The sequence below is a fragment of the Novosphingobium rhizosphaerae genome (genome assembly GCF_050920675.1).
GTDB classification, from domain to species: domain Bacteria; phylum Pseudomonadota; class Alphaproteobacteria; order Sphingomonadales; family Sphingomonadaceae; genus Novosphingobium; species Novosphingobium rhizosphaerae.
Map to the genome: position 1 here is coordinate 2,814,562 of NZ_CP137861.1, position 25,575 is coordinate 2,840,136.

Sequence of the window (25,575 nt, forward strand, 5' to 3'; positions counted from 1 at the left end):
CCGAGCAATGCGGCCCATGTGGCGACGTTTGCCGGTAAAGGCAAGGGCGCGCGCGGCAGGCTGCATGGGATGGCCGCCATTGAGCAAAAATTATCTCCTGCTGTCATATGCTTGGCATCACGCGGCGCTTACGGTGCAGGTGGTTTGAAAAATTTTACCATCAAAACGGCCGTAAGGGGCGGCTCTTAGCCCTGAATTAACCATTTGCTGGCCAATATATGCGCCATGCAAACGACGGTTCCCCCCCGGCCACGCATGGCCATAACCCCGGCAGCTTCGCTGCGCGCCGCCATCGTGACGGGACTTGCCTTTTTCATCAGCGCCTTCGTTGCCGTGCACTACAGCCGGCTGAGCGGCGGTGTGGCCATGGTGTGGCTGGCCAATGCGATTCTCGCGGCGCGGCTTCATGCCCTGCCAGTGCGGTGTTGGCCCGCCACGATCCTGGCATGCGCGGTGGCTGGGCTCATGTTGACCAGCCTGTTCGGGCTGGGTTGGCGGGCTGCGCCGTTCCTGACCGCGGCAAACCTGTTCGAAGGCGTGGCAGCGGCCGCAATCCTGCGCCGCATCACCCGGTCGCATTGGCCCGACGATACCGCCGAATGGATGGCCGGCTATAGCCTGGGCATCGGCCTGGCGGTGCCTCTGCTGGGCGCGGCGGTTTCGGCCATCACGCTCTCGCTGGTGGCGGGCTTGCCGATGCGGGTCAATTTCGTCGATTGGCTGATCGGCCATTCGCTGGGCCTGCTGATTTTCCTGCCCTGCGGCAGCCTGGTGTGCATGGCGTGGCAAACGCGCGAGCCATTGCTGCCCCAGGGCGCCGGCACGCGGGCCATGCTGCTGGCCGGGACCATGGCCGTGCTGACGCTGGCGGTGTTCATGCAGACCGCGCGCCCGCTTCTCTTGTTTCCCTTGCTGCTGGTGGTGTTCGGCGGGATCTGGGCCAACGCTTTCGTTGCCCTGATGCTGCCGATGATCCTGGCGACCTTGGGCGGGCTGCTCACGCTTTACGGCCACGGCCCGATTGCCGACATGCAACCATCGCCCACCGATCTCAACGTGCTGGCCGGCCGCTTGCAGTTCTTCCAGGTCTATCTTGGCGTCACCGTGCTGTGCGTGCTGCCGATCGTGGCCGAGCAGGAGCGTCGCCGCCGCCGGATGCGCGATCTGGCGCATAGCGAGGCCCGCTATCGCCTGCTTTCCGACCATGTCAGCGACGTGATCATCCACATGGCCCGCAGCGGCACGATCCGCTACGCCTCGCCGGCGATCACCCAATTGACCGGCCATGCGCCCGAACAGCTTTCCGGCGTGGATTTCCGCCAGATCGTGGTGGAAGAACATCGCGCCGCTGTTGCTGCAGCATGGAATGCGGCCGTGGCCAGCCCCGGTGAACCGGTGGCCGTGGAATATCTCAGCCTGCCGCTGGGCGGACCGAGCCGGTGGTTCGAAACCCACTTCCGCGCGGTGACCAACGAAACCGGCGATGTCGATGGCCTGGTTTGCGTCACGCGCGACATCGCGCAGCGCAAGCGCATCGAGGAAGACCTTTCGCGCGCCGCGCTGACCGATCCCCTAACGGGCATTCCCAACCGCCGTGCCTTTTTCGAAACGGCCGAGCGGGTGGGCGCAAGCGGCGTGCCATCGGCGCTGGCGGTGATCGACATCGACTATTTCAAGCTGGTCAACGATCGCCATGGCCATGCGGTGGGTGACCGGGTGCTGCGCGCCTTTGCCGAAACGGCCGTGGCGGCGGTGCGCTCCACCGATTTCGTGGCGCGCATCGGCGGCGAGGAATTCGCCGTCCTGCTGCCCGATACCGAACTGGTCCATGCCGAAAAAGTGTGCCAGCGTCTGGCCAAGGCGGTCAACGCCCTGGCGGTGGACACGCCGCAGGGCCAGGTGAAAATCACCATAAGCGCCGGCATCGCGGCGCTGGGCGCCCATCCCGATGCCGCCCTGGCAGCGGCCGACAGCGCGCTGTATCACGCCAAGGCCGAGGGCCGCGCCCGCCTGCGCGTGGCGGCCTGACGGGCTTGCAACAACCCGCGATCGGGCGGGAACCGAACCGGCCGCGCGCGATTGGGCAGGGGCGTCTTGCCCTGCCGCGCCCGCCGTCCTAAAGCGTCGCGCGACAATTCGTTCACCATTGCCCATCCCGTTCCAGCGCGAAAGTGTGCCGCCTTTGATCCTCTCGCCATTCGAATGGACCATCGCCAAGCGTTACATGCTGCCGGGACGCGGGGAAGCGTTCATTGCCATGGTCGCCGGGATCAGCCTGGTCGCCGTGATGCTGGGCGTGGCTGCGCTGGTCATTGTCATGAGCGTAATGAACGGCTTTCGCGCCGAACTGCTCGACAAGATCGTGGGCCTCAACGGCCATGCCGTGGTGCAGGCCTATGGCGGCCGGCTGGATGACTGGCAGGAAATCCTGGCCAAGCTGGAAAAGACCCCTGGCGTCACCCGCGCATCGCCGCTGATCGAGCAGCCGCTGCTGGCCAGCTTCAACGGCCGGGTGGAAGCGATCCTGGTGCGCGGCAACACGCCCAAGGACATCGATCGCCTGGGCGACAAGCTCAAGGCCGGCAGCCTGGCGGCCTTGCAGCCGGGCAGCAACAACGTGGCGATCGGTTCGCGGCTGGCAGAAAGCTTGGGCGCGCAACTGGGCGATACGATCACGATCATCAACCCGGCCGGGCGCTCCACCCCGTTCGGCACCGTGCCGCGCCAGGTGGGCTATCGCGTCGCCGCGATCTTCGAGATCGGCGTCTATGATTATGACAACGCCTTCGTCGTCATGCCCATTCCCGACGCGCAGACGCTTTTGCTCACCGGCGATTCGATCGGCATGATCGAAATCACCACGACCAATCCCGATACGGTGATGACCACGCTGGGCCCGCTGAAAAAACAGTTGGAGGGCCGCGCGCAGATCACCGACTGGAAGACGCTCAACGCCAGCCTGTTCGAAGCCCTGGCGGTAGAACGCGTGGCGATGTTCGTGGTGCTGTCGATCATCGTGCTGGTGGCGGTGTTCAATATCCTTTCGTCGCTGATCATGCTGGTGCGCGCCAAGACGCGCGACATCGCGATCCTGCGCACGATGGGGGCCTCGCGCCGCAGCCTGCTGAAAATCTTCATGGCCATCGGCTTTGTCATCGGCGCGCTGGGCACGGCGGTGGGATTGCTGCTGGGCTTCGTGTTCCTCTATTTCCGCCAGCCGATCGTGCATCTGGTGGAAATCGTTACCGGGCAGAACCTGTGGGACCCTTCGATCCGCTTCCTCACCGAACTGCCCAGCCGCAGCGATCCGGTGGAAATCATCGTGATCGCGCTGATGGCCCTGGTGCTCAGCTTCCTGGCTACGCTCTATCCCGCGCTCAAGGCGGCGAGCACCGATCCTGTGCAGGTCTTGCGCTATGAGTGAGCCCGCCATGAACGAACCGGTCGTCCGTTTGCGCAACTTGCGCCGCAGTTTTGAGCAGGGTGGCGTGCGCATCGACGTGCTGCGCGGCGTCAACCTCGATATCCGGCCTGGCGAGATCGTGGCCCTGCTCGGGCCGTCCGGCTCGGGCAAGTCTACCATGCTCCAGGCCGTGGGCCTGCTCGAAGGCGGGTTCGAAGGCATGATCGAGATTGCCGGCACCGATGCCGCCGCGCTCAATGGCGACGCGCGCACCGTGCTGCGGCGCGATCACCTGGGCTTCGTCTATCAGTTCCACCACCTGCTGCCCGATTTCAACGCCACCGAAAACGTGATCCTGCCGCAGCTGGTCTCGGGCAAGGGCGAGCGCGCCGCGCGCGAGCGGGCAACCGAACTGCTCACTGCGCTGGGGCTGGGCCATCGCCTGGATCACCGGCCCAGCCAGCTTTCGGGCGGAGAGCAGCAGCGGGTGGCCGTGGCGCGCGCGCTGGCCAATCGCCCGGCGCTGGTTCTCGCCGACGAGCCGACCGGCAACCTGGATGAAGCCACGGCCGATCGCGTGCTGGACGAGTTCCTCAAGCTGGTGCGCGGCGAAGGCAGCGCCGCGCTGGTGGCCACGCACAACGAACGCCTCGCCTTTCGCATGGACCGGGTGATGCGGTTGCACGAAGGTGTGCTGGAATAGGGGGCGTGCTGGAATAAGCTCCGGTTCAGATGCGTCTTGCTTTCCTGCGGAAACCGACAAGGGCCATATGCGTTTGTCGGGGACCCAAGGAGGGTTTTTTCAGATGAATACCACGATCCGTGCCGAATCCCGCGATGGCGCACACGACTTCTGGAACGATCATGCCACGATCGTCACCCGTGAAGCCGCCGGCAGCGTCCTGCATGCGTTTGGCGTGCTGCATTCGGGAACCTTTGCCGAAATGGTCCGCCTGATGGGCCGCATGCCCGAAGCGGACCGCGCCGAACTGATCATCGAAAAGTCCGGCGATCGCCATTATGGCCCGGCCGAAGCGCTGCAATTGTTCAAGCGGGCTGATTTCCCGCTCTGACGGCAGCAGCCTGCTAGCATTGATTTCGGGTGCCATTACGTGACAATACGGATGGCCGTGGACCGGCCCGGAGCAATGCCATGACAGCGACGGATACAAGCCCGCAGACAATTGCCGATTTCGATGTGCGTCTGCCCAATGGCGAGCGTACCAGTTTGGCCGACCGGTTGGGCAAAGTCGTGCTGGTGGTGAACACCGCGTCCAAATGCGGTTTCACCCCGCAGTACGAAGGTCTGGAAGCGCTTTGGCGCAAGCACCGTGATGCCGGTTTGGAAATTCTTGCCTTTCCCTGCAACCAGTTCGGCGCCCAGGAACCGGGCAGCGCGGAAGAAATCGAAAGCTTCTGCAAGGTCAACTTCGGCCTGAGTTTCCCTCTGATGGCCAAGGTGGACGTGAACGGCGACCATGCCGAACCCCTTTTCGACTGGCTCAAGGCCGAGGCACCCGGCGTTCTGGGCACCAAGGCGATCAAGTGGAACTTCACCAAGTTCCTGATCGACCGCGAGGGCCGTGTCGTGCGGCGCTATGCCCCATCGGACCGGCCGGAATCGCTTGAGGCGGATATCGTCGCGCTGCTTTAGGTTCTGTTGGTTTCGGTTGTAAGCAACTGGACTTTTTGCCAAAACCCCCGGCAAGCAAAGATCAGGGGGCAATCATGACCAAGCCATTCCACGCCATGCTGGCCGCGACCGCTATGGCTCTGTGCCTGCCAGCGGCGCCGACCATGGCCAAAGCGGCGTCGGCGGCGGCACCCGCTGACGCAGCTGTGCAAGACACGCGGCTGGCAGCCTTCCTCGACAAGGAGTTTGACGCAGAACTGGCATTGCGCCCCCAGCTTGCCACGCGCCTGGGCCGCAAGGAAGGCATGGACCGGCTGGACGACAACAGCGACGCCGGCATCTTGCGCCGCCTGGAATGGCGCCGGGGCAGCGTGGCGCGGATGAAAGCCGCATTCGTGCGCGATCGGCTGTCGGCCGAAGGGCGTATCAACTACGATATCTGGGCGCTGGAACTGGAGCGGGCCGAACTGCAATACCGCTTTCGCCGCTATCAGCCGCCGTTCTATTCGTTTCTTTATTCGGCCCATGCCGAAGTGCCGAACTTCCTGATCAACACCCACCTGGTGCAGGATGGGGCCGACATGGCCGCCTATATCGCGCGGGTAAAAGCCACGCCCGCGATGCTGGACACCGCCATTGCCCAAAGCACGCAATCGGCCGCGATCGGCGTGCTGCCGCCGCGTTTTCAGCTGGAGCGGGTGATTTCGGGTAGCCAGGGGCTGATCACCGGGGCGCCGTTCGATGATGGCGCGCCGTCGCCGCTCTGGGCCGATGCCCAGGCCAAGATTGCCAAGCTGATAACGGCCAAGGCGATTTCGGCCGACCAGGCCACCGCGCTCACCGCGCAGGCGCGTGAGGCGATCCTGGCGCTCAAGCCCGCCTATCAGCGCGTGATTGCCTGGGCGCAGGCCAGCTTGCCGAACGCCAAATCCGGCGTGGTGGGCGCCGGCACGCTGCCAGGCGGGGCGGATTGGTACGCCGCCGCGCTACGCCTCAACACCACGACCGCGCTGACGCCCGAGCAGATCCACCAGACCGGGCTTGCCGAAGTGACCCGTATCAACGCGGCCGAAGATGCCCTGGCCCGCAAGGCCGGCTTTGCCGATGCGGCCGCGCTCCGGGCCGATCTGGTGGCGAAAGACCCGCCGCGCCCGTGGACCGACGAATTGCGCGCCGCGCGCCTGGCCAAGTCCAACGCCATCGTCAATGCCAACCGCGCGCTGCTGCCCAAGGTGTTCACCGCGCTGCCCGCCTATGGCACCGAAGTGGTGCGTGAGCCCGCGTTCAGCGAAGTGGCCGGCGGCGCGGCCCATGCCGCCTATGCCAGCGCCGATGGCAAGCGACCGGGCCGGGTGTGGCTGCACATGCTGGGCGAGAAAGACCCCGACGCCACGCTGTACACGCTGATGTGCCACGAAGGCATTCCCGGCCACCTGATGCAGGGCGATATCCAGGTGCGCCAGACCGGCACGCCGCAGTTCCGCAAGGCCTATACCTATGTCGCTTTCAACGAAGGCTGGGCGCTTTATGCCGAGCGGCTGTGCAGCGAGATGGGCGCGTTTCCCGATGCCGCGGCCGATCTGGAGCGGCTGGACGCCGAACTGTTCCGCGCCGCGCGCCTGGTGGTGGATACCGGCATCCACGCCAAGGGCTGGTCGGAAGACCAGGCTGTGCAATACCTGATTGATACCGCGCACTTGCCGGCGCAGCAGGCCCGGTCGGAAGTGCGGCGCTATATCACGCTGCCCGGCCAGGCGACGGGCTACAAGGTGGGCATGCTGCAGATCGTGGCCCTGCGCGAAAAGGCGCAAGGCGCGCTCGGTGCCAGGTTCGACTTGCGCCGGTTCAACGACCTGGTGGTGAGCGCCGGCTCGGTGCCGCTCTCCGTCCTGGCCGAACGGGTGAACACATGGGTGGCGGCGCAAGGCGTCTAATCTGTTGATGAGGGCGTGCCCCCTCTCAAAAAGGTGCGAAGGGCGTGCTATCTTCCAGTCATGGCCTTTGCACCCTTTGTCCCGCTGCGCGTCTTTTCGTCGTACACCATGCTGGATGGGGCGATCGACCCCAAGGCCATTGCCAAGACGGCGGAAAAGCGCGGCTTTCCGGCAATTGCCATCACCGATCGCAATGGCCTTTACGGCAGCGCCGCCTTTGCCAAGGCGTGCAAGGACGGCGGGGTGCAGCCGGTCATCGGCACGATGCTGGCCGTCGCCCGGCCCGAGCGCGGCGGCGCTTCGGCGCCCGGCTTTGGCCCGCAGGCGCCCACCATCGATTGGCTGGCGCTCTATGCCCAGGACGCGCAAGGCTATGACAACTTGTGCCACCTCGTCAGCCGGGCCCACCTCGATCGTCCGCTGGAACATGCGCCGCATGTGCTGCTGTCTGATCTGGAAGGCCATACCGACAGCCTGATCTGCCTGACGGCGGCAGGGGAAGGCGCGCTGGTACGGCTTCTGGCAGGCGGACAGCAAACTGCGGCGGACAGCTATCTCGAAAAGCTCAAGACGCTCTTCCCGGGCTCGCTCTATCTCGAACTGGTGCGGCGCAACGAGGCGGCGGAGGAAGCGGCCGAAGAGGCGCTGATCGCGATGGCCTATGCCCACGATCTGCCGCTCGTGGCCACGAATCCGGCGTGCTTTGCCGACGCCGGTTTCTATGACGCGCACGACGCCATGCTGTGCATCGCCAGTTCCACCCACGTGGATAGCCCCGATCGGCCGCGATCATCCAAGCACTGGTGGATCAAGCCGGTCGAGGCGATGCAGGAGCTGTTCGCCGACCTGCCCGAGGCACTGGCCAACACCCTGGTGGTGGCGCAGCGCACCGCGTGCATTCCCCCCAAGCGCAAGCCGATCCTGCCCAGCCTGGCCGGTGACCAGAAGGGCGAGGCGCTGGCCTGCGCGCGCGACAGCCGCCTGGGCCTGGTCGCACGCATGCGGCCCTATTACCCCGAAAGCTGTCACGGCGAACTGGCGCAAGTCTTGTGTCTTGAGCCGGAGGAAACCCCGCAGGCCGCCGACCATCCCGAACTGGTGGCGGCGGGCGCCTGGGACGAAGTGCTGGAATATCGCCAGCGCCTGGAATTCGAGATCGCGATCATCAACCGCATGGGCTTTGGCGGTTACTTCCTGATCGTGGCCGACTTCATCAAGTGGGCCAAGGATCACGATATTCCGGTGGGGCCGGGGCGTGGTTCGGGCGCCGGCTCGCTGGTCGCCTGGGCGCTGACCATCACCGATCTCGATCCGATCAAGCTGGGCTTGCTGTTCGAACGCTTCCTCAACCCGGAACGCGTTTCGATGCCAGACTTCGACATCGACTTCTGCGAAACGCGGCGCGGCGAAGTGATCCGCTATGTCCAGGCCAAATATGGCGCCGATCACGTGGCGCAGATCATCACCTTCGGTAAGCTGAAAGCCCGCGCCGTGCTGCGCGACACAGGGCGCATCCTGCAGATGAGCTATGGCCAGACCGACCGGCTGTGCAAGATGGTGCCCAACCATCCCACCGATCCATGGACGCTGGAACGCGCGCTCAACGGCGTGGCGGAATTGAAGCGCGAGTATGACCGCGATCCCGAGGTCAAGCGCCTGATCGACCTGGCGCGCCAGCTCGAAGGCCTGCCGCGCAACAGTTCCACCCATGCCGCCGGCGTGGTGATCGGAGACCGGCCGCTCGCCCAACTCGTGCCGCTCTATCGCGATCCCCGGTCCGATATGCCGGTGACGCAGTTCGACATGAAGCATGTCGAGGATGCCGGCCTCGTCAAGTTCGACTTCCTTGGCCTCAAGACCCTGTCGGTGCTGCGCAAGGCGGTGGACCTGCTCGCCAAGCGGCAGATCTCCATCGATCTTTCGCTGCTGCCGCTCGACGACAAGGATGTCTATCGGCTGCTCCAGGTGGGGGATACGGTCGGGGTGTTCCAGCTGGAATCCGAAGGCATGCGGCGCACCCTGGCGGCGGTGAAGCCCACCAATTTTGGCGACATCATCGCGCTCGTCTCGCTCTATCGCCCGGGTCCGATGGACAACATCCCCTTGTTCGGGCGTCGCAAGAACGGGCTGGAAGCGATTGAATACCCGCATGAAAAGCTTTCGGGCATTCTGGCCGAGACCTACGGCATCTTCGTCTACCAGGAACAGGTGATGCAGGCGGCGCAGATCCTGGCGGGGTACTCGCTGGGGGACGCAGACTTGCTGCGCCGTGCCATGGGCAAGAAGATCCAGGCGGAAATGGACCAGCAGCGCACCCGCTTCGTGGCGGGTTGCAAGGAAGTGTCGCAGATCGAGGCGGGCAAGGCCAACGAACTGTTCGACTTGATCGACAAGTTCGCCGGCTATGGCTTCAACAAGAGCCACGCGGCCGCCTATGCTCTGCTGGCCTATCACACCGCCTGGTTCAAGGCGCACTATCCGCATGAATTCTACGCCGCTTCGATGTGCTTCGACATGCACCAATCGGAAAAGCTCAACATCTTCGTGGATGACATGCGGCGCAACGGCGTGGCCCTGGCCGGGCCGGACATCAACCATTCCGAAGCCGAATTCACCGTTGAGCGCACCGCCGATGGCCATGCCGTGCGCTATGCCCTGGCGGGCCTGCGCAACGTGGGTGAAAAGGCGATGGACGCCATCGTGGCCGAGCGGGAGGCCAATGGCCCGTTCGCCACGCTGGACGATCTGTTCAAGCGCATTCCCGCAGGTTCCATGAACCGGCGCCAGCTGGAAGCCCTGGCCGCGGCCGGTGCGCTCGACGGGCTGGAACCGAACCGCGCGCGCATCATTGCCAACGCCGAATTGCTGATGGCCGTGGCCGATGAAGCGGTGCGCAGCCGCACCTCGGGCCAGGGCGGCCTGTTCGGGGGTGACGGGCACGACCAGCCCGCCACGCGCCTTGCCGAAACCAAGCCATGGAGCCGGGCCGACCAGATGGCGGCGGAGCGTGAGAACTTCGGCTTCTATTTCGCCGCCCATCCGGTGGAGGAATATCGCGCCGTGGCCAGCGCCAATGGCGCCCGCACGTATGGCAGCCTGATGGCGGGATCGGGTGATGGTGCCAATGGTGGGAGTGGCGGGGCTGCGCGATCGGCCGCAGTGATGGCGGCGCTGGTGGAAAACGTCCAGAAGCGCAAGACCAAGCGCGGCAAGGACTTTGTCATGGCCGACTTTTCCGACAGCAGCGGGCTGTTCACCGCCTCGTGCTTTGAAGAAACCCTGGTCGATGATTTCGTCACCTGGGCGCGCGAGGGCACCTGCGTGCTGCTCAATGTCGAACTCGACCGGCCCAACCCGGATGAACCGCCGCGCGTGACCGTGCGCGGGGCAAGGCCCCTGGCGAGCGTGACCAGCGCAGCGCGCATGCACCTGACGCTCGACGTGCTGCGCGAGGATGCCATGCGCGAACTGGCGCTGCTGCTGCCGCGCGAACCCGATGCCAAGGGCGAAGTGATCGCCCGCCTGCGCACGGCCACCGGGGCCCAGCCGCGCGTGCGCCTGGGCCGCAATTTCAAGCTCGACAGCGACCTGATCGAGCGGCTGATGCCGATCGAGGGGCTGGCCAACCTGGCGCTGACCGCCAAGGCCGACCTGCGGCTGGTGTCATAAGCATAAGGCCGGGCGCCACGACCCGGCGGAAAGGAAGGCACGAGGATGCTGGGCGGAATGCAGGACTGGCCGCTGCGCGTGGGCCGGCTGATCGACCATGCCGCGCGCGAGCATGGCCATCGCGCGATCGTCAGCCGCTGGGCCGATGGCCGCGAGACGGAAACGACCTGGGCCGGCGTGCGCCACGATGCCGCGCGGCTGGCCGCCACCTTGCACCGCGTGGGAATCACGCCGGGCGACCGCGTGGCGACACTGGCGATGAACAATGCGCATCACCTGGCTGCCTGGTATGGCATTCCCGGCGCCGGGGCGATCCTGCACACCGTGAACCCGCGCCTGTTCGAAGACCAGCTGGATTTCATCGTCAACCACGCCGAAGACCGCGTGTTGTTGTTCGATGCGGTGTTCGCCCCGCTGGTGGCGCGAATGAAGCCGCGCTGGCCAACGGTCGAACACTATGTCTGCTTTGACAGCAGCGGCCCCGCGCCGGCATTTGCCGATTGGATCGGCAGCGACACCACCGACTGGACGGAAGGGGACGAGCGCGAAGCCTGTATGCTGAGCTATACCAGCGGCACCACGGGCAATCCCAAGGGTGTGCTCTATTCGCACCGCTCCACCGTGCTGCACGCACTGGGCGTGTTGCAGCCCGAAGTGTTTGGGATGGAGAGCCGCAGCGTGGCCCTGCCGGTGGTGCCGATGTTCCACGCAGCCTGCTGGGGCCTGCCCTGGGCTTCGGCCAGCGTGGGCGCCAAGCTGGTCTTGTCTGCCGTGGCCGAGCCGGCCGTGTTGTGCAACCTGATGGCGCGCCATGAGGTGACGGCGATGGCCGGTGTGCCGACGGTGTGGTTGGGCCTCGCGCAGCATGCCGATGCCACGGCGGGCGGCGCGTTTCCCGCGGCGCTGAAAGACGTGCTGTGCGGCGGATCGGCCCTGCCGCGCGCGCTGATCGAACGGTTCATGGCCGCGGGCCTGCGCGTCAGCCATGCCTGGGGGATGACCGAAACCTCGCCCATCGGCACGGCGGGTGGCGAGCCGTGGAACTGGGACGGCATGGACTTTGCCGCGCAGGTTTCGCTCAAGGCCAAGCAAGGCCGCCCGCCGTTCGGCGTGGAGATGCGCTGCGTGGATCTGGGTGACCCCGCGCACGTGCTGCCGCGCGATGGACAGACGGCCGGCGCCCTGCAGGTGCGCGGGCCATGGGTGATCCAGCGCTATTTCAAGGCGGAGGCCGATGCAGTGGACGCGGATGGCTGGTTCGACACTGGCGACGTTGCGATCCTGCATCCCGATGGCACGTTGCAGATCACCGACCGCACCAAGGACGTGATCAAGTCGGGCGGCGAATGGATCAGTTCGGTGGAGCTGGAAAACGCCGCCGTGGGCCACCCCGCCGTGGCCGAAGCCGCCGCCATCGGCATTGCCCATCCCAAGTGGGACGAGCGGCCGCTGCTGGTGGTGGTGCTGCGTCCGGGCATGGCCACAAGCCCGCAGGAACTGTGCGACTATCTGGCCACCCGCGTGGCGCGGTGGTGGTTGCCCGATGCCGTGGTGTTTGTCGAAAGCCTGCCGCATACCGGCACGGGCAAGATATCCAAGAAGGATCTGCGCGCACAATTCCATGGCTTTTCGTGGGATCAGGCGTAATTTGCAGGCGATAAGAACGCTGGGAGAGTGCCATGATCGTGACGACCACCGAAAACATCGCCGGCCATGATGTGGTGGAAAGCCTGGGCCAGGTTTTCGGCGTGGTGGTGCGCAGCCGCGGGCTTGCCGGCAATATCGTGGCGGGCTTGCGCACGATCATCGGCGGGGAAATCAAGGAATATTCGGCGCTGGTGGAAGACACCCGGCGCCACGCGATCGATCGCCTGGTGATGAACGCCCGGCTGATGGGGGCAGACGCGGTGGTGATGATGCGCTTCGATTCCGGCTCCATCGGCCAGACCATGAACGAAGTGGTGGCCTATGGCACTGCCGTGAAGCTCGCACGCCCTGGGCCTTCGGTGGCATGACGGGCGGGGCGCGCGTTGCCGCGCTGATCACCGCTGGCCTGTTCGGTGCTGCCGGCCTGGCGTTGCATCTGGCAACGGGCAACGGCTGGGGCCTGATCGGCCTGGGCGCCGTGATCGCGCTCGCCACTCTGTTCGAAGCCCGCTATCGCGCGCGCCAGCCCGAAGGCGCCGTGCAGTGGCAGCGCACCGGCGAATGCGAAGTGGACGTGGAGACCGGCGCGGTGGTGGAAGTGTGGTACGACCCCGTGACCGGCGCGCGCAAGTATGAGCCGGTGGCGGATTGAGTTGGCGTTTGCTCAGGTTTCCACCACCCCCCAACCCCCTCCTCTGAAGAGGAGGGGGCTTTTTTGTCAACACTTTAGCGCCCCCTCCTCTTCAGAGGAGGGGGATGGGGGGTGGTGTGAAGCCTGGCGCTGCACGCCCATCAGAACAAATCCATCTGCCCATCGCGCGAAGGCGGGCGGAACTGCGTGCAATCGAGATCCAGCCGTTCCTGCACGATCCCGGCCCTGCGCAGGGCGAGGCGGAAGCGGGTGCGGATGAGATCGGCCCAGACACCCTTGGGTTTCATGCGGGTGTGGAAGCTGGCGTCATAATCCTTGCCGCCGCGCATCGATTGCACCGTGTGCATCACCTTGGCGGCGCGATCGGGGAAATGCACGTCCAGCCATTGCCGGAACAGCGGCGCCACTTCGTGGGGCAGGCGCAGCATGATCCAGCTGGCCGAGCGGACGCCCAGAGTCCCAGCCTCCATCAGGATCTGTTCCAGGAACTGGTCGGTGATCGCGGGGATCACGGGAGAGACACCGACGTGAGCAGGGATGCCCGCCGCCACCAGCGTGCCCAGCGCCGCCATCCGCTTGGCTGGGCTGGAGGCGCGCGGCTCCAACAGGCCCGACAGGCGCGGATCGAGGCTGGTGATCGAAAGGCCCACCGCCACCAGGCGCCGCGCCGCGAGCTGGCGCAGCAGGTCGAGATCGTCGAGCACGCGGGCCGACTTGGTCGTGATCGTCACCGGATGGCCCACCTCCAGGCACAGTTCCAGCACCTGGCGCGTGATGCGATACTCGCGCTCGATCGGCTGGTAGGGATCGGTGTTGGTGCCCATCGCCAGTGGGCGCGGGCTGTATCCGCGCTTGGCGAAGGCTTTGCGCAACAGTTCGGCCGCCTGCGGCTTGGCAAACAGTTTCGTCTCGAAATCGAGGCCGGGCGAGAGATCGTGATAGGCATGCGTTGGCCGGGCATAGCAATAGATGCAGCCGTGCTCGCACCCGCGATAGGCATTCACCGAACGGTCGAAGGGAATATCGGGCGAGGCGTTGAAAGTGAGGACGCTTTTGGGAAATTCCTGCGTGACCGTGGTGCGCAGGCGCGGAGCCTCGCCATCGATGGCTTGCGCCATGTCGCGCCAGTCGCCGTCGGCCTCCCGCTCGGCCAGGCCAAAGCGCGTGGGCACCGCGCCAGACTGCGCACCCCTGCCTTTGATGGGTTGCATGCGCAGAACATAGCAGGAACATAGCGGCAGGAAAAGGTGTATCCTCCCGTGCCGGGGAGGAGCGCGCTACTTCTCCAGCAGCCTGGGCATCAGTTCCACGAAATTGCAGGGACGGTTCCGGCTGTCGAGCTGTTCGGCGAGGATGCCGTCCCAGCCGTCCTTCACTGCGCCGTTCGAGCCGGGCAGGGCGAAGATGTACGTGCCGCGCGCCACCACCGCGCAGGCGCGGGATTGGATCGTGCTGGTGCCGATCGTTTTGTAGCTGAGCCAGCGGAACAGTTCGCCAAAGCCGGGAATATCGCGCGTTTTCACGCGGTCGAGCGCTTCGGGGGTAACGTCGCGCCCGGTCAGCCCGGTGCCGCCGGTGATCACCACGGCGTCTACCGCAGGATCGTCGATCCAGTTGTTCAGCCGCGTGGCGATGCGGTCGGCATCGTCCTTTTCCAGCGCCCGCGCGGCGAGGCTGTGCCCGGCGTCGCGGATGCGCTGCGCGAGAATGTCGCCCGAGGTGTCTTCATCCGGGCCGCGCGTGTCCGAAACGGTGAGCAGGGCAATCTGGATCGGCTTGAACGTGCGCGTGGTGTCAATTGCCATTGAGCGCAACCCGCACGTTGTCGGCACCCGAAAGGCCGGGGAACTTGGGCCACAGGCCCTGGACAAGGCCGATGCGGCTTTCCGAGGGGCCGCCGGCCTGGCGTTCATACATCCAGTAGTTGCGCATCACTGCCGATACATAGCCGCGGGTTTCCCAATAGGGGATCGATTCCATCCACAACAGCGGATCGCCCTGGTCCTTTACCTGGCTGTTCCAGCGCGCCACCGGCATCGGGCCGGCGTTGTAGGCGGCGATCACCTTGGGCAGCAGGCCGCCGGTGGCGCCATTGTCGCGCAGGCGGGTGAGATAGGTCTGGCCGAACGCGAGGTTCACGTCGGGCAGGTCGAGCTGGCTGTCGCGGCCCTGCATGGCCGGATCGGCGCGGGCCATGTCGCGCGCGGTGCCGGGCAAGACCTGCATCAGCCCCTTGGCGCCGGCCGGGCTGGTCACGGCGGTGCGGAAGTTCGATTCCTGCAGCGAATGGGCAAAGAGCAGCGCGGGATCGACTTTCCAGCCATTGGCCGGAACCCACTTGGGCGCCGGAAAGCGGGCGGCTTCGTCTGCGCGCGCGCCGGGCGGGGCATTGTAGGCCATCCACAACTGGGTGGAAGGGAGGCCCAGGTCACGCGCCAGGCGCGAAAGCGGGGCATACTGGCTGGGGGCGCCGATCCGCGCCTGGTAGCGCAGCACGTCGTCGGCCAGGCCATCGGCGCCGATTTCCGCCAGTTGCACGGCCAGGCGCACGTTGTTGACATCGCGCAGCGATTGCCAATCGGCGGTGGAGAAGTCGGGCGCGGCGGCGGGCGTGGCATTGCGCAGGCCCAGCGCCTCTGCCGCCATCATGCCATAAAGCGTATCGGCATTGCGCGCGGCGGCGCGCAGCATATTGGACACCTTTTCGGGCTGGCGGCAGCGCACCAGCGCGCGGCTCGACCAATAATAGCCGGCGGCGACGAGTTCGGGATTGCTGCCCTGCGTGGCGGCCTGCTGGAACGCATCGGCCGCGGCCATGCAATCGTCCATCCGCCAGGCGGCAAGGCCCGCGGTCCACAGCGCCTCGGCCACCCACGGGCCAGACCCGCCCTGCGTGGCGGACAGCGCGACGAGCCGGGCATTGGCATCGTCGTTCTCGATATAAAAGCTCCAGCCCACCTTCTGCCGCCATTCGGCGCGGGCTTCGGGCGAAAGGCCAGCGTCGATCCCGTCGAGCAGCACGCGCGCGCTCATCGGGTCATCCGCCTTGATGCGGTCCTGGATCGCCTGGGCCACGGTATCGGGCATCGTGCCATCGGCGGTGCTGCGCGGGCGGGTGCGGCGCGGCGTGGTGGGCAGCGCGGCAAAGGCCTGCGCGCTGGGAGTGATCGGCAGCGCGGTGGCGCCGCGCTTCATCGCCAGGCGGCCAAGCTGATCGGCCCAGGGCAGATCGGGCGCACGGCCGATCAAGTCGGTCAGCGAGGCGAGATCGGCCTTGGGCGATGTGGCGGCCAGATAATACTGCGCGCGGGCGACCGCGTGCAGCGGTCCGTCGCTGCGCTGCGCGAGCATGGTCTGGACATTGGTCCAGTCCTGGCGCTCGATCGCGGCGAAAAGTTGGGTGTAATAGGTGCGGTCTTCCTGGCTGAGCAGGGTGGGCACGGCCGTGCGGTCTGCCCGGCTGCGGAAATATTCCGCTGCCGCGCTGTTGGCGTGTGCAGGCGCAGCCAGACCGGCGGCGCAGGCAAGAGCCAGGGCCGGCAGGCATGCGCGGTGAAAGCGCCGGATCATCACGTCAGATCTGTTCCCGTCCAGTCGAGCAAGCGGTTCCACAAAGCCGCCTTGTGCGCCGGGCGAGCCACGAGCGCCGCAAGATCGTATGCGAAAACCGCCGGTACGCATCCCCTGTCATGGTTAAACTCTCGTAAAGCGGCAGCATTATTCGGCAAGTCGTGGCCAAGAAGCGTTGAAATGCCGCTGCGGCCCAGGATCAGCACCCGTTTGGGCGCGGCCAGGGCGACGTGGTGGGCCAGCAATGCGCCCAATCCCTGCTCGCGCAATTGCGCCCAATCGGGCATCGGGACGTGGGTGGGCAGCGCCGCCGCGCAATAGACCGCCTCGCGCGCCAGGCCGAGCGCGGCGAGCATGCCGTCGACCAGCTTGCCGCCACGCCCGCTGAGCAGCCCGTCGGCATCGTCTGCCTCGGGCATGGGCAGCAGGATCATCAGCGGCGCGTCGGCCGGGCCGGCAGGGGGCAGGCGCCGCGCGGACGGGAAGGGCAGGCTGGGCGTTTCCAGCCACCAGCGGTGGAATTCGTCCAGCGTCTGCGGCCAATCGCCTGGCCGGCCGCCCATGGCCGGCGGCGGTGGCGGCGGCGCAAAGGCTGGCGCGGCAGCGGCCGCCTTGGCCGCCACCTTGCGTTCGCTGGCCAGCCAGGATTGCGGCGTGTCGGCCAGGGCGCCGTCCACCCCGGCATCGCCCCACCAATCCAGCGCGGCTTCGACCAGCGCGGCAAGATCGTGGCGGGGCTGTGGCCGCTCTGGCTGGCTCATGTGCCAGCCTGCGGCATCATGCCTTTTTGTGTCATGGGATGGATGGTCATGCGCACCCTATTGACCTTGGGCGCCCCAGCTTTCAAGGCTGCGCGGCATAATCGCGTGATTAACAGCCCGGATGCGAGCGGGCACCAAGCAGGCCCGGTATGCAGGAATGGGCGATGGAGCGGGGACGATGAGCGAACGGGAATCGATGCCTTATGACGTGGTGATCGTCGGTGGCGGGCCGGCAGGCCTGGCCGCGTCGATCCGGGTGAAGCAACTCAACCCCGACCTGACGGTGTGCATCCTGGAAAAGGGTTCGGAAATCGGCGCCCACATCCTGTCGGGCGCGGTGGTCGATCCCAAGGCGCTGGACGAGCTGCTGCCCGAATGGCGCACGATGGATTGCCCGATGGCGCAAGTGCCGGTGACCGACAACTGGCACTGGGTGCTGAGCAAGAAGAAGAAATACGCACTGCCGCACTGGCCGATGCCGCCGTTCATGTCGAACGATGGGAACTACACCGGCAGCTTGGGCAACCTGTGCCGCTGGCTGGCCGAGCAAGCCACTGAACTGGGCGTGGAAATCTTCCCCGGCTTCCCGGCGGCCGAAGTGCTGTTCAACGAAAGCGGCGCGGTGATCGGCGTGGCCACGGGCGACATGGGCGTGGCCAAGGATGGCAGCCACAAGGGCGATTACCAGCCCGGCATGGAACTGCACGCCAAGTACACGCTCTTTGCCGAAGGCGCGCGCGGGCACCTGACCAAGCGCCTCAAGCAGCATTTCGATCTGGAGCGCGATTGCCAGCCGCAGGTCTATGGCCTGGGCATCAAGGAGTTGTGGGACATCGATCCGGCCAAGCACGTGCCGGGCCGGGTGATCCACACCCAGGGCTGGCCGCTTTCGGAAAGCAATTCGTGGGGCGGCGGGTTCCTCTATCACCAGGCCAACAACCAGGTGGCCTTGGGCTTTGTCACCGCGCTCGATTACGCCAACCCCTATGTCTATCCGTTCGAGGAATTCCAGCGCTGGAAGCAGCACCCGGACATCCGCGCGATCCTGGAAGGCGGGCGCCGCGTGGCCTATGGCGCGCGCGCGATCAACGAAGGCGGCTGGCAGTCGGTGCCGCGCCTGTCGTTCCCGGGCGGGGCGCTGATCGGCTGTTCGGCCGGGTTCGTCAACGTGCCGCGCATCAAGGGCAGCCACACCGCGATGAAAAGCGGGATGCTGGCGGCCGAGGCGATCGTGGCAGCGGCAGCGGCGGGCCGCGAGCACGACGACATGGTTGAATATGATGCCGCCGTGCGCGACAGCTGGATCGCCACCGAGCTCAAGCTGGTGCAGAACGCCCAGCCTCTGGTGGCCAAGTTCGGCGGTTCGTGGGGCACGATCCTGGCGGGGGCCGACATGTGGGGCCGCGTGCTCAAGATCAATCCGATCAAGGGTCTCAAGCACCATACCGATGCCGAAGCGACGCAGCGCGCCGACCTTTACAAGCCGATCGCCTATCCCAAGCCCGACGGCTTGATCACTTTCGACCGGCTGACCAGCGTGGCGTTTTCCTATACCAACCACGAGGAAGACCAGCCCTGCCACCTGGTGCTGAAAGACCCCGAGGTGCCAACGCGGGTCAACCTGCCGCTCTATGCCGGTCCCGAGGCCCGCTATTGCCCGGCCGGCGTCTATGAATTCGTGGGCGTGGAGGAAGGTACGCCGCGCCTGCAGATCAACGCCCAGAACTGCGTCCACTGCAAGACCTGCGACATCAAGGACAAGACGCAGAACATCGATTGGGTGACGCCAGAAGGCGGCGGCGGCCCCAATTATCCCAACATGTAAGGGCCGGTTTTTCACAGCATGCATGAAACGGCCTTTGCCAAGATCAACCTGGCGCTGCACGTGCGGGCGCGGCGCGAGGATGGCTATCATGACCTGGAAACTGCCTTTGCCTTTGTCGACGCGGGCGACGAACTGGCGGTGAGCCCCGCCGCGCAGGATGCCTTGCGCGTGGTGGGCGAATTCGGCGGGGAACTGGCCGATCCGTTCGGCAATATCGTGGCCAAGGCGCTGGGCACGCTGCCGCGCGCGGGCGGCTGGGCGGTGACGCTGGAAAAACGGCTGCCCGTGGCGGCCGGCCTGGGCGGCGGTTCGGCCGATGCCGGCGCGGTGTTTCGCCTGGTGGAGCATGCCCAGGGACTGCCGGCCGATTGGCACGACAAGGCCGCATCCCTGGGGGCAGACGTGCCGGCCTGCGTGGCCAGCCGCGCCTGCATCGGCCGGGGCACGGGAACGGAACTGGAAGCGGTGGACAACGATCTGGCCGGGTGCCCGGTCTTGCTGGTCAACCCGCGCATTCCGCTCGCCACCGGTCCGGTGTTCAAGGGTTGGGACGGGATCGATCGCGGGGCGCTGCCGCAGGGCGACTTGCGCACGATCGCGCGCGAAGGGCGCAACGACCTGGAAGCGCCGGCCCTGGCGCTGGTGCCGCAGATCGGCGATGTTCTGGCGGCGCTGCGCGCAACCGGCGCTTGGGTGGTGCGCATGTCCGGCTCGGGCGCGACGTGCTTTGCGCTTTATGACCAGGCATCCGCGCGCGATGCAGCGCAGGCGGCCATGCCAGCGGCATGGTGGACGCTGGCAGGAGCGCTGCGATGAGCCATGAAGCCTGGGCCCTGCTGGGCACGCCCACCAAGGGCGGCGTGCTGATCGTGTCGGACCACGCCAGCGCCCATGTGCCGGGCGATATCGACCTTGGCATCGATCCGGCGCTGCTGACCCAGCATATGGCGATTGATGTCGGCGTGGCGGCGATCGGTGCCGTGCTGGCGCAGAGGCCTGGCATTGCCGCGTTCCAGGGCGGGGTGAGCCGCCTGGTGTGCGATTTCAACCGCGATGCCGATGCGCCTGCGGTGGTGCCGGTGGCGAGCGATGGCCACGCCATTCCCGGCAACATGCTGGACCATGCCGGGCGCGAGGCACGGCTGGCGCGCTTCTTCCATCCCTACCACGCCGCGCTGGCGCAGATCCTGGCCGCGAACGAACCGGCGCTGATCCTTTCACTCCATAGCTTTACGCCGCGTCTTTCAAGCGATCCGGCACAAGCGCGGCCCTGGCACGTGGGCGTTTTGTATAACGAGGACGATCGCGCGGCGCGGCTGGCGCTGCCGTGGCTGGAGCAAGAGCCGGGCCTGTGCGTGGGCGATCAGCAGCCCTATTCCGGCCGCCTGCTCAACGCCACGATGAACCGTCACGCCGAAGACCATGGCCGACCCTATCTGGGCCTGGAACTGCGCCAGGATCTGATCGGTGACGCCGCCGGCCAGGCCGAGTGGGCAGAGCGGCTGGCAAGACTCTTGCCCGTGGTGGTTGCAGGCCTGGCCTAAAAGTCGCAAATGTAACCTTGGACGCTGGCCCTTGCCTGGAGTAGGGGCACGTCCTTGCGCCCGCGCGGCGCGAAAGAATTGTACGTCTGGAGTCTCCGAACAATGCCCGCCTATCGCTCCCGCACTTCGACCCACGGCCGCAACATGGCGGGCGCGCGCAGCCTGTGGCGCGCCACGGGGATGAAGGATGGCGATTTCGGCAAGCCGATCGTGGCGGTGGTGAACTCGTTCACCCAGTTCGTGCCCGGCCACGTCCACTTGAAGGACCTGGGCCAGATGGTCGCGCGCGAGATCGAGGCGGCCGGCGGCGTAGCCAAGGAATTCAACACTATCGCGGTGGATGATGGCATCGCCATGGGCCACGATGGCATGCTCTATTCGCTGCCTAGCCGCGACCTGATCGCCGATAGCGTGGAATACATGGTCAACGCGCATTGCGCCGACGCCATGGTGTGCATTTCCAACTGCGACAAGATCACGCCGGGCATGCTGATGGCGGCGCTGCGCATCAACATTCCGGTGGTGTTCGTTTCGGGCGGGCCGATGGAAGCGGGCAAGGTTGTCGTGCGTGGCAAGGAACACGCGCTCGACCTGGTCGACGCGATGATCGTCGCCGCCGACGACAGCTATACCGACGAGGAAGTGGCCGATATCGAACGTTCGGCCTGCCCCACGTGCGGCTCGTGCTCGGGCATGTTCACCGCCAATTCGATGAATTGCCTGACCGAGGCACTGGGCCTGTCGCTGCCGGGCAACGGCTCCACTCTGGCAACCCATGCCGATCGCCAGCGCCTGTTCCTGGAAGCCGGGCGCCTGGCGGTGGACTTGTGCAAGCGCTATTACGAAGAGGGTGACGAGACGGCGCTGCCGCGTGCGATTGCCAACTTCCGCGCCTTTGAAAACGCGATGAGCCTCGACATCGCCATGGGCGGTTCGACCAACACCGTGCTGCACCTGCTGGCCGCCGCGCAGGAAGCCGGGGTGGATTTCACCATGGCCGATATCGACCGGCTGTCGCGCCGCGTGCCGGTGCTGTCCAAGGTCGCCCCCGCCAAGAACGACGTGCACATGGAAGACGTGCACCGCGCGGGCGGGATCATGGCGATCCTGGGCGAGCTCGATCGCGCCGGGCTGCTGCACACCGACACGCCCACCGTGCACGCCCGCACGATGGCTGACGCGCTGGCGCAGTGGGACGTGGCGCGCACCAACGCGCCGTCGGTCCAGGAATTCTATCGCGCCGCCCCCGGTGGCGTGCCCACGCAGACCGCGTTCAGCCAAAGCCGCCGCTGGGCCGAACTCGATCTCGACCGCGAAAACGGCGTGATCCGCAGCGCCACCCATGCATTCAGCCAGGATGGCGGTCTGGCCGTGCTGGCCGGCAACATCGCCGCTGACGGCTGCATCGTGAAGACGGCCGGCGTGGATGAAAGCATCCTCAAGTTCACCGGCCCGGCCAAGGTCTATGAAAGCCAGGACGCCGCTGTGACCGCAATCCTCACCGGCCAGGTGGTGGAAGGCGACGTGGTGCTGATCCGCTATGAAGGGCCGAAGGGCGGGCCGGGCATGCAGGAAATGCTCTATCCCACCAGCTACTTGAAGTCCAAGGGCCTGGGCAAGGCCTGCGCGCTGGTGACCGATGGCCGCTTTTCGGGCGGCAGCTCGGGCCTGTCGATCGGCCACGTCTCGCCCGAAGCGGCGGAAGGCGGGGATATCGGCCTGGTCGAGAACGGGGACCTGATCGCCATCGACATTCCCGGACGCAAGATCGACGTGCTGGTTGCGGCGGACGAACTGGCCCGCCGCCGTGCCGCGATGGAAGCCAAGGGTGCCGATGCCTGGCAGCCGGCCAAGCCGCGTGCGCGCAAGGTTTCCGTCGCCCTGCAAGCCTATGCCGCGATGACGACCAGCGCCGCGCGTGGCGCGGTGCGCGATCTGTCGCAGCTCAAGCGCAACTGATGCGGCGCTCGGGCGCCTTGCTGCCGGTCTTTGCCCTGGCCGCATGCGGGCAGGGGACCGGCTCGGCGCCCGAACCGCCGATGGTGACCATCGAATGCGCCACCGACGGCGCCAGTGCGTTCAAGCGGGATTGCCGCGTGGAACCCGTGGTTGAAGGCACGCGTCATCTGCTGATCGTCCATCATCCCGGCGGGGGATTTCGGCGCCTGCTCAAGGTGGACGACGGGCGCGGCGTGGTGGCTGCCGATGGCGTGGTGCCCGCGCAAGTCGCATGGCTTGTCGATGGCCGGCTGGAAGTGACCGTGGGCGGCGATCGCTATCGTTTTCCCGCAAAGGTGAAAGCCGATGGGCCCAAGACACCCTGATCTCGCCCAAGTTCTTACCGTGGCGCAGATGCGCGCGGCGGAAGAGACGCTGATCGGCGCCGGCACCGATGTTCACGCGCTGATGCAGCGTGCCGGGCGCGGGGCGGGCGAATGGGTGCGCCGGGTGGCCGCCGGGCGCCGCGTGACGGTGCTGTGCGGCCCGGGCAACAACGGCGGCGATGGTTATGTCATCGCGCAATACCTGGCCGACGCAGGCGTGCGGGTGCAGGTCGTTGCCCCGCACCCGCCGCGAACGGAAGCGGCACTGCGTGCGCGCGCTCTCTACGCCGGGAGCGTCAAGGAAAGCGGAGCGGGCGTCGAGAGTAGTGTGCTGGTCGATTGCCTGTTTGGCAGTGGCCTGGCGCGCCCGCTGGATGCGCCATTGCTGGCGCTGCTGACCGATCTTGCCGCGCATCACCCCTATCGCATCGCGGTTGACGTGCCGAGCGGGGTGGACAGCAACAGCGGCGCTTGCCTCAATGCAGGGCTTCCCGATTGGCACCTGACACTGGCGCTGGGCGCGTGGAAGCATGCCCACTTTGCCATGCCGGCTTGCGCCACGATGGGCGCGTTGCGCCTGGTGGATATCGGCGTCGAAGCCGTGCCAGGCGCGGCGCGGGTGCTGCAACGCCCAGTGCTGGCGGCGCCCGCCGCTAACGCGCACAAGTATCGCCGGGGCCTGCTGGGCATCGTCGCCGGCGCGATGCCGGGAGCGGCCTTGCTGGCAGCCACGGCGGCCTTGCGCGGCGGGGCCGGCTATGTGCAGGTGCTTGCGGCCGACGCCGGGCTGCCTGGCGCACCGCCGGAACTGGTGGTGCGGCATGACGCCCTGGAGACGGATCTGGCCGATGATCGCTTTGCCGCTTTGCTGGTGGGGCCAGGGTTGGGGCGCGACGATGCGGCCAAGGCCAGGCTGGAAGCAGTGCTGGCGGCGCGCAAGCCCACCGTGATCGATGCCGATGCGCTGGTCTTGCTGGCGCCAAAGATGCTTAAGGGGGACATGCTGCGGGGTGCGCCGATGGTGTTGACCCCGCATGAAGGAGAGATGCAGGTTTTGGAACGGAATTTCGGGCTTTCGGGCCATGGCGAACGACGCATCCGCGCCGTGGCATTGGCGCAGGCCGCAGGCGCAGTGGTAATGCTCAAGGGGCCGGACAGCGTGATCGCCAGCCCGGCCGGTGAAGTGACGGTGGCGCCGCGCGCGTCTTCCTGGCTTTCGGTGGCGGGCACGGGCGATGTCCTGGCCGGCGCCGTGGCAAGCCGGCTGGCCGTGCGGCGCGATCCGGCGCGCGCCGCGCACGAGGCGCTCTGGCTGCATGGGGAAGCTGCGCATCTGGCCGGGCCTGCCTTTACCAGCGGCGATCTGGCCCATGCCATCGGTGGCGCGCTGCGACAGGCCCTGTCGTGAGCGGCGCCCCGATCGTGCGCGTCGCCGCCAAGGGCGAGGGCGCAACGGCCGATGGGCGCTATGTTGCCCTTTCTGCCCCTGGCGACGTGCTGGAAGACGATGGCACGCTCACTTGGGGGCCAAACCATGTGGAGCCGCCCTGCCGCCATTTCCCGGCGTGCGGGGGGTGCCAGTTGCAGCACTTGTCGGAAGATGCGCTGCGGGACTACGTGGGCGACCGCGTGATCGGCGCCGCGCGAGGGCAGGGGCTTGACCCCGGCGTGGCCGAACCAACCCACCTTTCCCCGCCGCGCACGCGCCGCCGCGCCACGCTGCACGGCCAGGCGATCGGCCGCCGCGTGGTGCTGGGCTTTCGCGAGGGTGGCAGCCACAAGACCGTGGACATGCGCGAATGCCATGTGATTGCGCCGGAAATCCTTGCCCTGGTTGCGCCGCTGCGCGCGCTGCTGGAAAGCTGGCAGGATCGCAAGCTGGCGGTGGACGTGGAAATGACCCTGGCCGACCAGGGCGTGGCGCTGGGCCTGTTCGGCCTGGCGGCCGAAAACCTGACGCAGACCGAAGCCTTGCTCGATTTTGCCCGCACCCATGGCTTGGCGCGGCTGACGCTCGATACCGGCTATGGCCCGGAAACCACGTGGGAACCCGATCCGGCCACGGTGACTCTGGGTGGCACGGCGGTGAGCCTGCCGCCGGGCGCGTTTCTTCAGGCGACGGCCGATGGCGAAGCGGCGCTGGTGGAAGCGGCCAAGGGCTGGCTGGCTGGCGCCGCCACGGTGGCCGATCTCTTTGCCGGGCTTGGCACGTTCGCCTTTGCCCTGGCCGGGCCGGGCACCAAGGTCTTGGCGGTGGAAGCGGCGCGCGATGCGCATCTGGCGTGCCAGGCCGCGGCACGGATGAAGGGCAGGCCGGTCCATGCCTTGCACCGCGACTTGTTCCGCAACCCACTGCGTGCCGAAGAGCTTAACCGGTTTGCTGCGGTGCTGCTCGATCCGCCGCGCGCCGGTGCGCGTGAACAAGTGGCCCAGATCGCCGCGTCCACCGTGGGCCGGCTGGTCTATGTCAGCTGCAACCCGGCGAGTTGGGCGCGTGATGCCGCCACGCTGGTGGCTGCCGGCTATCGGCTGGCGGGATTGAAAGCGGTGGGACAGTTCCGCTGGTCCACCCACGTCGAACTCGCCAGCCTGTTCGTGCGCAAAGGGTAAGCC

21 protein-coding genes are annotated in these 25,575 nt (G+C 66.7%); 17 read left to right on the forward strand and 4 right to left on the reverse strand.

Annotation, left to right across the window (positions count from 1 at the left end; translation table 11 throughout):
• Positions 1 to 255: 255 nt before the first annotated feature.
• From R9J51_RS12865 to R9J51_RS12910, 10 genes are all read left to right on the forward strand, one after another.
• Complete coding sequence (locus tag R9J51_RS12865) at positions 256 to 2,028, forward strand: diguanylate cyclase (protein ID WP_179504662.1); 1,773 nt, start codon at positions 256 to 258, stop codon at positions 2,026 to 2,028.
• Between the two features lie 154 nt (positions 2,029 to 2,182).
• Complete coding sequence (locus tag R9J51_RS12870; RefSeq protein WP_179504663.1) at positions 2,183 to 3,424, forward strand: lipoprotein-releasing ABC transporter permease subunit; 1,242 nt, start codon at positions 2,183 to 2,185, stop codon at positions 3,422 to 3,424.
• 7 nt (positions 3,425 to 3,431) lie between these two features.
• Positions 3,432 to 4,106, forward strand: a complete 675-nt coding sequence (locus R9J51_RS12875) for an ABC transporter ATP-binding protein (RefSeq protein ID WP_168554822.1) — start codon at positions 3,432 to 3,434, stop codon at positions 4,104 to 4,106.
• Between the two features lie 103 nt (positions 4,107 to 4,209).
• On the forward strand, positions 4,210 to 4,476 hold the full coding sequence (locus R9J51_RS12880; protein WP_168554823.1) for a hypothetical protein: 267 nt from the start codon (positions 4,210 to 4,212) through the stop codon (positions 4,474 to 4,476).
• Between the two features lie 80 nt (positions 4,477 to 4,556).
• On the forward strand, positions 4,557 to 5,057 hold the full coding sequence (locus tag R9J51_RS12885; RefSeq protein ID WP_179504664.1) for a glutathione peroxidase: 501 nt from the start codon (positions 4,557 to 4,559) through the stop codon (positions 5,055 to 5,057).
• A 74-nt stretch (positions 5,058 to 5,131) separates the two neighbouring features.
• Positions 5,132 to 6,970 carry a DUF885 domain-containing protein gene (locus R9J51_RS12890; RefSeq protein WP_179504665.1) on the forward strand — a complete coding sequence of 613 codons (1,839 nt, stop codon included), beginning with the start codon at positions 5,132 to 5,134 and terminating at the stop codon, positions 6,968 to 6,970.
• A 60-nt stretch (positions 6,971 to 7,030) separates the two neighbouring features.
• Complete coding sequence (gene dnaE, locus R9J51_RS12895; protein ID WP_179504666.1) at positions 7,031 to 10,639, forward strand: DNA polymerase III subunit alpha; 3,609 nt, start codon at positions 7,031 to 7,033, stop codon at positions 10,637 to 10,639.
• Positions 10,640 to 10,684: 45 nt separating this feature from the next.
• The gene (locus R9J51_RS12900) at positions 10,685 to 12,286 is read left to right on the forward strand and encodes a long-chain fatty acid--CoA ligase (RefSeq protein ID WP_179504667.1); all 1,602 of its coding nucleotides are present in this window, start codon (positions 10,685 to 10,687) and stop codon (positions 12,284 to 12,286) included.
• 32 nt (positions 12,287 to 12,318) lie between these two features.
• Entirely contained in the window at positions 12,319 to 12,654 is a 336-nt protein-coding gene (locus R9J51_RS12905; RefSeq protein ID WP_168554828.1) for a YbjQ family protein, read from the forward strand.
• Positions 12,651 to 12,938, forward strand: coding sequence for a hypothetical protein (locus R9J51_RS12910; RefSeq protein ID WP_179504668.1), 288 nt, complete (start codon positions 12,651 to 12,653; stop codon positions 12,936 to 12,938). Before R9J51_RS12905 ends, R9J51_RS12910 begins: the two co-directional genes overlap by 4 nt.
• Before the next feature lie 140 nt (positions 12,939 to 13,078).
• On the opposite strand, the gene R9J51_RS12915 is transcribed toward R9J51_RS12910, so the two are convergent.
• The 4 genes from R9J51_RS12915 to R9J51_RS12930 form a co-directional block, all read right to left on the reverse strand.
• Complete coding sequence (locus tag R9J51_RS12915; protein WP_179504669.1) at positions 13,079 to 14,149, reverse strand: PA0069 family radical SAM protein; 1,071 nt, start codon at positions 14,147 to 14,149, stop codon at positions 13,079 to 13,081.
• Positions 14,150 to 14,215: 66 nt separating this feature from the next.
• Complete coding sequence (moaB, locus tag R9J51_RS12920; protein WP_168554831.1) at positions 14,216 to 14,743, reverse strand: molybdenum cofactor biosynthesis protein B; 528 nt, start codon at positions 14,741 to 14,743, stop codon at positions 14,216 to 14,218.
• Positions 14,733 to 16,508, reverse strand: coding sequence for a lytic transglycosylase domain-containing protein (locus R9J51_RS12925; RefSeq protein WP_179504670.1), 1,776 nt, complete (start codon positions 16,506 to 16,508; stop codon positions 14,733 to 14,735). Before R9J51_RS12925 ends, moaB begins: the two co-directional genes overlap by 11 nt.
• Entirely contained in the window at positions 16,508 to 17,269 is a 762-nt protein-coding gene (locus R9J51_RS12930) for a uracil-DNA glycosylase family protein (protein WP_179504671.1), read from the reverse strand. The genes R9J51_RS12925 and R9J51_RS12930 overlap by 1 nt, the downstream gene beginning before the upstream one ends.
• A 178-nt stretch (positions 17,270 to 17,447) precedes the next feature.
• Here R9J51_RS12930 and R9J51_RS12935 point away from each other — a divergent pair, with 178 nt between their 5' ends.
• From R9J51_RS12935 to R9J51_RS12965, 7 genes are all read left to right on the forward strand, one after another.
• On the forward strand, positions 17,448 to 19,094 hold the full coding sequence (locus tag R9J51_RS12935; protein ID WP_179504672.1) for an electron transfer flavoprotein-ubiquinone oxidoreductase: 1,647 nt from the start codon (positions 17,448 to 17,450) through the stop codon (positions 19,092 to 19,094).
• Between the two features lie 18 nt (positions 19,095 to 19,112).
• The gene (locus tag R9J51_RS12940; RefSeq protein ID WP_179504673.1) at positions 19,113 to 19,910 is read left to right on the forward strand and encodes a 4-(cytidine 5'-diphospho)-2-C-methyl-D-erythritol kinase; all 798 of its coding nucleotides are present in this window, start codon (positions 19,113 to 19,115) and stop codon (positions 19,908 to 19,910) included.
• Positions 19,907 to 20,638: an N-formylglutamate amidohydrolase gene (locus R9J51_RS12945; protein ID WP_179504674.1), complete on the forward strand. Its 732-nt coding sequence runs from the start codon at positions 19,907 to 19,909 to the stop codon at positions 20,636 to 20,638. The genes R9J51_RS12940 and R9J51_RS12945 overlap by 4 nt, the downstream gene beginning before the upstream one ends.
• Positions 20,639 to 20,740: 102 nt before the next feature.
• Complete coding sequence (gene ilvD / locus R9J51_RS12950; protein WP_168554837.1) at positions 20,741 to 22,597, forward strand: dihydroxy-acid dehydratase; 1,857 nt, start codon at positions 20,741 to 20,743, stop codon at positions 22,595 to 22,597.
• Positions 22,597 to 22,962, forward strand: coding sequence for a hypothetical protein (locus R9J51_RS12955; protein ID WP_179504675.1), 366 nt, complete (start codon positions 22,597 to 22,599; stop codon positions 22,960 to 22,962). The genes ilvD and R9J51_RS12955 overlap by 1 nt, the downstream gene beginning before the upstream one ends.
• A complete protein-coding gene (locus R9J51_RS12960) occupies positions 22,943 to 24,370 on the forward strand; it encodes an NAD(P)H-hydrate dehydratase (RefSeq protein ID WP_179504676.1) in 1,428 nt (475 codons plus the stop codon). The genes R9J51_RS12955 and R9J51_RS12960 overlap by 20 nt, the downstream gene beginning before the upstream one ends.
• Complete coding sequence (locus R9J51_RS12965; protein ID WP_179504677.1) at positions 24,367 to 25,572, forward strand: class I SAM-dependent RNA methyltransferase; 1,206 nt, start codon at positions 24,367 to 24,369, stop codon at positions 25,570 to 25,572. The genes R9J51_RS12960 and R9J51_RS12965 overlap by 4 nt, the downstream gene beginning before the upstream one ends.
• Positions 25,573 to 25,575 lie beyond the last annotated feature (3 nt).